The following is a 6,989-nucleotide window of genomic DNA, read 5'->3' on the forward strand; positions in this document are numbered from 1 at the left end:
GTGGATACGCACAGTGCCATGACTTCGCAGCATCACTAATGATTACTTCGCGAATCATTAGCCTCGAAAACTAATTTACCTGTCCCAAGCGATTCGATTAGTTCCTTCAGCCTGAAGCTTTCAGTCATCTTGTCTTGGTTCATGTTATCTAACCATCGCGCTATCACCTGGAGTTCTTGGGTCCGCAAGAGAAGACGTCGCCTTTGAGTGGCGAGTGGTACTGGTTCATTAAACTCTACGGTGCCTTGATCCGCCCAAGATAATATTTGTTTGATCTCTGGAAGACTAACGCCCAGCGAACGCAGGCAGTCGATAAAACGTAGGCGCCCCAAGGACTCTATATCGTAGAGTTGATAACCGTTGCGCGGGTCGCGGTGCGGTTGCAACAACCCTTCCCTTGTATAGTGACGTACCGTTTCTGCCGTTACCCCTCCCGTCTGAGCCAGCTCGGAGACTCGCATTGGCTTACCCTCATTTGTTTACTCGTAGCCAGCTTACAACCGCCAGGCTGCCCAAAGGTCAAGTCTTCAACGGGCGCTTATGGCAAACCTTTCGGTTGTACATCGAAATTTAAAATGAGGCCTTGACCTTGAAGTCTGCTTTAAGGATATCTTACAAAAGCTGCTCTGCCACAGGTTAAAAACCTTCATCACGTCCTACCCTCAGCTCGTTTGGCAGAGTGATTCACACACAAAGGAGAGTGTCATGCGTAAACGTAATACTGCGATCCTGTTTACCGCCATTGTTGCTGCCAGTAGCTTCGGAGCTAGCTCGCTTCTTGCCCAAGAAGAGAATCAGCAGAAGCCGATGGAGGGCAATGACATGCATAGCAATATGATGCAAGCAGGTGGTATGCACGACATGATGGGCGATATGAAGTCCATGATGGAAAAATGTAACGCCATGATGGAAAACATGCAGCATGAGAACGATGACGCTTAAAGCGGCTCGGATAGGGTTGCTTGTACGTTGTACGCAAGCAACCTTTTCACTTATGCGGGTAGCGTCGCTTAGACCTTCCTCACTGTTATCTCACCGGACACTCAACATATGAAACATTGGAAAGCGCTAGCCGTTACGTCTTTACTGGCTTTTCCCGTATCGGGATTGGCGGCTGATATATCAGCGACCCTCTACAAAAATCCCAATTGCGGGTGTTGTGCCGAATATGCCAAGTATTTGGAACAAAACGGCTTCGACGTGGAGACGGTCGACACCCATGACCTCGTTGAAATGAAAGCCGAGTATAACGTCCCTGAAGAACTGCATGGCTGCCATACCACGGTCGTAGAAGACTATCTCTTCGAAGGGCATGTGCCTGTTGAGAGCGTGACCCAAGTGCTTGATGCAAAGCCCTCTATCATAGGGCTGAGTGTGCCGGGAATGCCGCTTGGTTCACCGGGCATGTCGGGAGAAAAACGCGGCCCGCTGGAGGTCTATGTCATAGCCTCGCAACCGACCAATAGCCCCGACATTTACGCGACTCACTAAGGGGTAGTGTGGCGATGAAACTACCCATCCTGGCAGGACATCTCGTAGCCGTATTTCTGATGACGGCCACCTCCCTTGCCATGGCCGCCCCGTCAGAAAGCTCAGGGCCACAAGGGTTTCTTCTCTGGGCCACCCCCAACGACGTGGCACAAATCAGTTTCGAGGATAGTGGCGGTACCCCTTTAACACTGGCTGACTTTGAAGGGAAACTGATTCTACTCAACATCTGGGCAACATGGTGTGGGCCTTGCCGAGAGGAAATGCCCACTTTAGATGCCCTGCAAGCTGAGCTTGGCAGCGATGACTTTGAAGTGGTCGCCTTATCGATCGACCGTAAGGGGGTCGAGATTGTTAATGAATTTTATCAAGAGATAGGCATTGAACATCTGGCTCCCTATATAGATAAAACCGGGATGGCCAGTGCAGATCTTGGGGCCGTAGGTATTCCCACGACGCTGCTACTTGACCGCCAAGGCAAAGAAATTGGGCGCCTCGTGGGGGAAGCCGAGTGGAACACTCAAGACATGATCGACTTTCTTGCCGAAATGATTGCAACCAGATAATGAGGTAGCACCATGAGTTGTTGTGACGACAAAACCCAACAGAACAAACAAAAATCGGGGCTACAAGGCCTGTTGACAGGGCCACGCGGCCTGATGTTGCTGGGTGGCGTGGCAGTGGCTGGCGGCCTTGCTTTTGGCTGGGATAACCTGGTTTTGCTGGGCATCGCGCCTATACTATTGAGCCTATTGCCATGTCTCATTATGTGCGGATTAGGCCTATGCATGATGAAGTGCAAAGACAAAAAAGGTGAAGCGACCGAGCAAAGCGACGCTAACAATGTTCAGGCCCGGGTAGAAGACGCTTCAGAAGTGAATGCTGGCACAGCGTCCACCACTCGCCAAATAGTAGATCAAAACGAGTCAATCAAGCATTCCTCATCAAATTTCCAAGCCTAGCCATGGGTAAAGGGTAATGCTTGAAGTAGCCAATATAGGACTGGTCACTGCCTTTCTGGCAGGCCTGATCTCGTTCATTTCACCCTGTGTTTTGCCACTTGTGCCTGGCTATCTTTCTTTCATGACCGGCCGCTCGCTCGGACAATTACAGAAGGCGGATAGACGAGAGCGACTCCGGGTGTTAACCCAGTCGATATGGTTCGTGCTCGGTTTTTCAACCGTTTTTTTGTTGCTGGGAGCCAGCTCCACCGCCATTGGTCGTCTGCTATTGGTGTATCGCCAAGAAGCAAACCTAGTCGGTGGCCTTATCGTTATACTGTTTGGTGCCTTCATGACCGGGCTCATGCCATGGCGCTGGTTTCATCAAGAATGGCGGTTTATGGGTCGACTGAAGGACGTCGGCGGAAGCCGCAGTGCGGCTTATCTGCTTGGTTTAGCGTTTGCATTTGGCTGGACCCCCTGCATTGGCCCGATTCTAGGTGCCATTCTTACCGTCAGCGCTTCCACGGCCAACGCCTGGAGCGGCATGGCGTTGCTCGGCGTTTATTCTTTGGGTCTGGGTGTGCCCTTCATGCTGAGTGCCCTTTCACTTGATCGCTTCATAAAGCACCAGAAATTCCTGCGTCGCTGGGGGCATTTCATACATATAGCGGCTGGGTTGATCATGATCCTGATGGGTAGCTTAATGATCACAGGCAAACTATCCGAGCTGTCATATTGGTTATTGCGTACTTTCCCTGCCCTAGGTGTTATCGGCTAATCGTTATTTAAGGAAATATTGAAATGCACATGATCGTGAGTCGTTTTTTACGTGTCTTCTTACTGACAGGCTTGGCCGCAGTCAGCTTTGGCAGCGCCATTACGGCCTTGGCAACTGAAGAAGGGTTGCTTGCACTGCAATATGACGTAACAGGCAAACGACTGTTTAAAATTGAGGCTAACCAACTATTCCAGCGTGCCGATGAAGGCATGACCTGGAATGCGATTCCCTTGCCCGAAGACGTGAATGAAGGCCAGTTGCGCGCGGTATCGGCCCCCTCCACTGATCCGCAAGCGCTCTATATCGCAGGCCCCTCAATCGGGGTGCAGCGTAGCACCGACAATGGAGAAACCTGGCAAGAGCTTAGCGCTAACCTACCTAGCCGAGAGGTTACTGCGCTAGCTGTACATCGCCGTCAGAACGAAACACTTTATGCGGTAATTGAAGAAGACGGCATCTACCAAAGCGAGGATGCTGGCACCACCTGGAAAAAAATGGACAGTGGTCCTTCACAAAAGATTAACCGACTCGTCCACTCTGACATGGAAGGCAGCATGCAGACCGGCTGGCTCTACGGGGTATCGGACGATGCGGTGCGTCTATCGATGGACTGCTTTTGCGGTTGGAGACCGACCGGAGCACTTGATGCTGGCAGCGTCTATGATGTGGCTTATAGCCTTGGCAACCCAAAGCGAGTCTATGTGGTTACACAGCAAGGACTATGGCGTAGTGAAACGGGTGGTCAAGAGTGGCAACAAGTAGCTGGTGACGGCACAGAGCTCGTTGCACTCACACTCTCCGCCAAAGACACTCTCTATGGTTTAAACCAGAAAGGGGAACTTCTACACAGTGAAGACGAAGGCCAATCCTGGACTTATCCCGATGCGTAAGCACTGTTTTTTCACTGCCTCATGGCTGACGCTAATGGTTGTGGGGCACGCCATGGCTGAGGACCGTCCTTTTTCAAGCGATACTCCTCAGCTGGAAGACGGAAAAAGAGTTTACCGACAATACTGTGCTAGTTGCCACGGTACACAAGGCGAAGGCATGCCCAACTGGGAAGAGCAAAATGCTCTAGGCGAGTTACCTGCTCCACCACATGGGCCAGAGGGCCATACCTGGAAACACTCTGATGCCATGCTCTACCGAATTATTGCCGAGGGTTGGCGCGACCCCTGGAATAAAACCGATAGGCTAACGATGCCAGCGTATCAGGAAGTTTTGGCTCCCAGCGAGATACGAGATGTGGTGAATTATCTCAAGACATTATGGACACAAGAGCAAAGGCGTCACCAAGCAGACGAAAGTATTGAGAACCCCTTTCCAATACAAACTGGAATACCCCCAGAGTAAATAATAGTGTCTATGCCCTATAACAAATTTTCTTAGTCACCTTATGGGTCACCACACTGTTAGCTACCGTCTCAACCGCCCACTTGTGTTATTAAGTAGAAAACAACCTCTTGGTCCTTTTAACTCCGACAAACCTGCTCCCGGCGAATGCTAGCCCTTACTTAGAAAACCAACTTCGCATTGTCAGCGAATAAATATACACTTTAGCGAATCTCAAATGTTTATGTTGAGACATGGAAGTTAACAAATTTCATATAAAATAAACTTATTACCTAACGACTGAGGCGCCTTCAGGCTTAGTAAGATCGACTGGCTCACTTCACAATAAAGTTTTCGTCGCGCCACATATTTGATCTGAAGGCTGTGGAAGGGAGTTAGATTATTATGTTAGGTAAGCAATATACCCGCCTTATTCATGAGGTCGGCCTGAAAACGAAGATAGCGGATGGTATTCTCTTGAGAAATCAGAACGTTCCGGCAAGAACCTGAACCAAGAGAGCCATCCGCTATGGGTGAAAGCCTATCCACCTGGACGCCCTCGTGCAACAGCTCTGTCCGTGTCGAGTTGAGCGGCCAGCGCACCACCAGCGACAGCGGCGCTTTGCTGCTGCGTGAAACCCTCGACAACAGCGGCGCGGTTGAGGCGCTGGAAGACAACCTAGTCGATCCGCGTCACCCGCTGCGTATCCGCCACTCGCTGGCCAGTCAGCTACGCACCCTCCTGGTGCTGCAGCGCGCGATGGGCTGGATCGATCTCAGCGATACCGACTCGCTGCGCCGTGACCCGCTCTGGCAGTTGGCCTGCAGCGACGCGCGTGGGATGACGCCCCTGGCCCAGGACCGGCCGTCGCAAGCCACGCTGTCGCGGCTGCTGACCTGCCTCGGGCGCAACGACAATATCGATGCTGTGCACGAAGGCCTGCTGCGGCTGGTGGTCTGGCGGCTGACGTCGCTGAAGAACGGGGAGCGACCCAAGCAGCTGACGCTGGACATCGACGGCCTGCCGATCGAGGCCCATGGCCACCAGGGCGGCTCGGCCTATCATGGCCTTTACGGGGCCCGCATCTACTCGCCGCTGGTCGCCTCGCTGGCCGAAACCGGCGATATGGTCGGCGGGCTACTGCGAGAGGGTAACGCCGGCCCGGCAGAGAGCGCCGACACTTGGATCCCGCACCTGGTGAAGCGGCTCAACGAGAGCACCGGGGCACAGGTTCGTGTGCGCATCGACGCCGGATTCACCGACAACGACACGCTGGAAGCCCTGGAGGACCGGGGGATCGAATACCTGGGCCGGTTGCGCAGTCACACCGGTCTACAGAAGCTGGCAGCACCGCTCCTGAAGCGGCCACCCGGCCGGCCACCCGAGCAGCCTCGCGAGTGGTGCCACGACCTGGCGTACCAAGCCGGCTCCTGGCCGGCACCGCGGCGCGTAGTGCTGGTGGTGCAGGAACGCCCCGATGACCTGCTGCTGCATGCCTTCTTCCTGGTCACCAACCTCGGCAAGTTCGACTGGCCGCCGGAGAAGATCCTGGCGCTCTATCGCAAGCGGGGCAGCGCCGAAGCCCATATGGGCGAGGTGAAGTCGGCACTCGACGTGCACCTCTCGTCGACGGATCGCGGCGCCTCCACCGTTCAGGACGTGATGGCCCGCAACGAGGTGAGCCTGCTGCTCAGCCTCTACGCCTACCAGGTCCTGCATGGCCTGCGCTGCCTGCTGGAGCGGCAAACCCGACAAGGCTGGAGTCTGAGTCGGATGCGCGAGCAGGTGCTGAAGGTGGCCGCCACGCTGAGGCTGCACGCTCGGCGCATCACGGTTCATCTCGGAGCCGCTGCCGACAAGTGGTGGCCGACCTTGCTTAAGGGGCTGCCAAAGCTGACCGCACTGAGCTGACGCTCCTGCGAGACCACCACAGCATCAGAAAGCGAGCGACCGCGGCGGCGGTCGGCGATCACGGCTGCTTTGAAGGTCGAGATTAATTCCTGGAGGTTATAAATCGGCGAAAGAAACGCAGTGTTCGGGCATTACGAAGCAGGCGCTCACGCCGGAAATACGGACCCTTACGAGCAATGCCGATGGCACGTAGCTTCAGACTGCCCGATCAGAGCCCTCGTGAATGAGGCGGGATATAGTGTTAATAAACAACTAAGAGGTTCATAACGGTGACAACGACCCACTCCAGCGCTCGCGCTTATGGTTGCAAACAGGAGAGTACATATGTCCGTTTGGCTTGTAGATCGTTGACCTGCTCGTGCACATGGGCCTTAGGTGAACGTAAACCTGCTGACTTCGCGATAAGAGATTGACGCGTTTACAGAGCAGGAACATGTCATGTCGATACGATTTCCCAGGGATATCTGGGCTATGAACGTATTGGCGGCTATGAAGAGCTTCATGAGCACCTGGGAGTTAGCGTTTCAGACCCTAA

At 53.7% G+C, this 6,989-nt stretch carries 9 protein-coding genes; 8 read left to right on the plus strand and 1 reads right to left on the minus strand.

Annotated elements, in window-relative coordinates; translation table 11 throughout:
- Positions 1–35: 35 nt before the first annotated feature.
- Entirely contained in the window at positions 36–461 is a 426-nt protein-coding gene (locus QIT27_RS02835) for a MerR family transcriptional regulator (RefSeq protein WP_285262825.1), read from the minus strand.
- Between the two features lie 244 nt (positions 462–705).
- Between QIT27_RS02835 and QIT27_RS02840 the strand changes: the two genes are divergently transcribed.
- From QIT27_RS02840 to QIT27_RS02875, 8 genes are all read left to right on the plus strand, one after another.
- Positions 706–942: a hypothetical protein gene (locus tag QIT27_RS02840; protein WP_044630872.1), complete on the plus strand. Its 237-nt coding sequence runs from the start codon at positions 706–708 to the stop codon at positions 940–942.
- A 108-nt stretch (positions 943–1,050) separates the two neighbouring features.
- Entirely contained in the window at positions 1,051–1,491 is a 441-nt protein-coding gene (locus QIT27_RS02845) for a DUF411 domain-containing protein (protein WP_285262826.1), read from the plus strand.
- Positions 1,492–1,505: 14 nt separating this feature from the next.
- Complete coding sequence (locus QIT27_RS02850; protein ID WP_044630815.1) at positions 1,506–2,054, plus strand: TlpA family protein disulfide reductase; 549 nt, start codon at positions 1,506–1,508, stop codon at positions 2,052–2,054.
- 12 nt (positions 2,055–2,066) lie between these two features.
- Positions 2,067–2,450 carry a hypothetical protein gene (locus tag QIT27_RS02855; protein ID WP_044630814.1) on the plus strand — a complete coding sequence of 128 codons (384 nt, stop codon included), beginning with the start codon at positions 2,067–2,069 and terminating at the stop codon, positions 2,448–2,450.
- Between the two features lie 16 nt (positions 2,451–2,466).
- Positions 2,467–3,210 carry a cytochrome c biogenesis CcdA family protein gene (locus QIT27_RS02860; protein ID WP_044630813.1) on the plus strand — a complete coding sequence of 248 codons (744 nt, stop codon included), beginning with the start codon at positions 2,467–2,469 and terminating at the stop codon, positions 3,208–3,210.
- 23 nt (positions 3,211–3,233) lie between these two features.
- A complete protein-coding gene (locus QIT27_RS02865) occupies positions 3,234–4,100 on the plus strand; it encodes a WD40/YVTN/BNR-like repeat-containing protein (RefSeq protein ID WP_285262827.1) in 867 nt (288 codons plus the stop codon).
- A gap of 52 nt (positions 4,101–4,152) precedes the next feature.
- Positions 4,153–4,563 carry a c-type cytochrome gene (locus tag QIT27_RS02870; RefSeq protein ID WP_231125686.1) on the plus strand — a complete coding sequence of 137 codons (411 nt, stop codon included), beginning with the start codon at positions 4,153–4,155 and terminating at the stop codon, positions 4,561–4,563.
- Between the two features lie 508 nt (positions 4,564–5,071).
- On the plus strand, positions 5,072–6,454 hold the full coding sequence (locus QIT27_RS02875; protein WP_285262828.1) for an IS1380 family transposase: 1,383 nt from the start codon (positions 5,072–5,074) through the stop codon (positions 6,452–6,454).
- Positions 6,455–6,989 lie beyond the last annotated feature (535 nt).

Source organism: Halomonas sp. LC1, assembly GCF_030247125.1.
Taxonomy (GTDB): Bacteria; Pseudomonadota; Gammaproteobacteria; order Pseudomonadales; family Halomonadaceae; genus Vreelandella.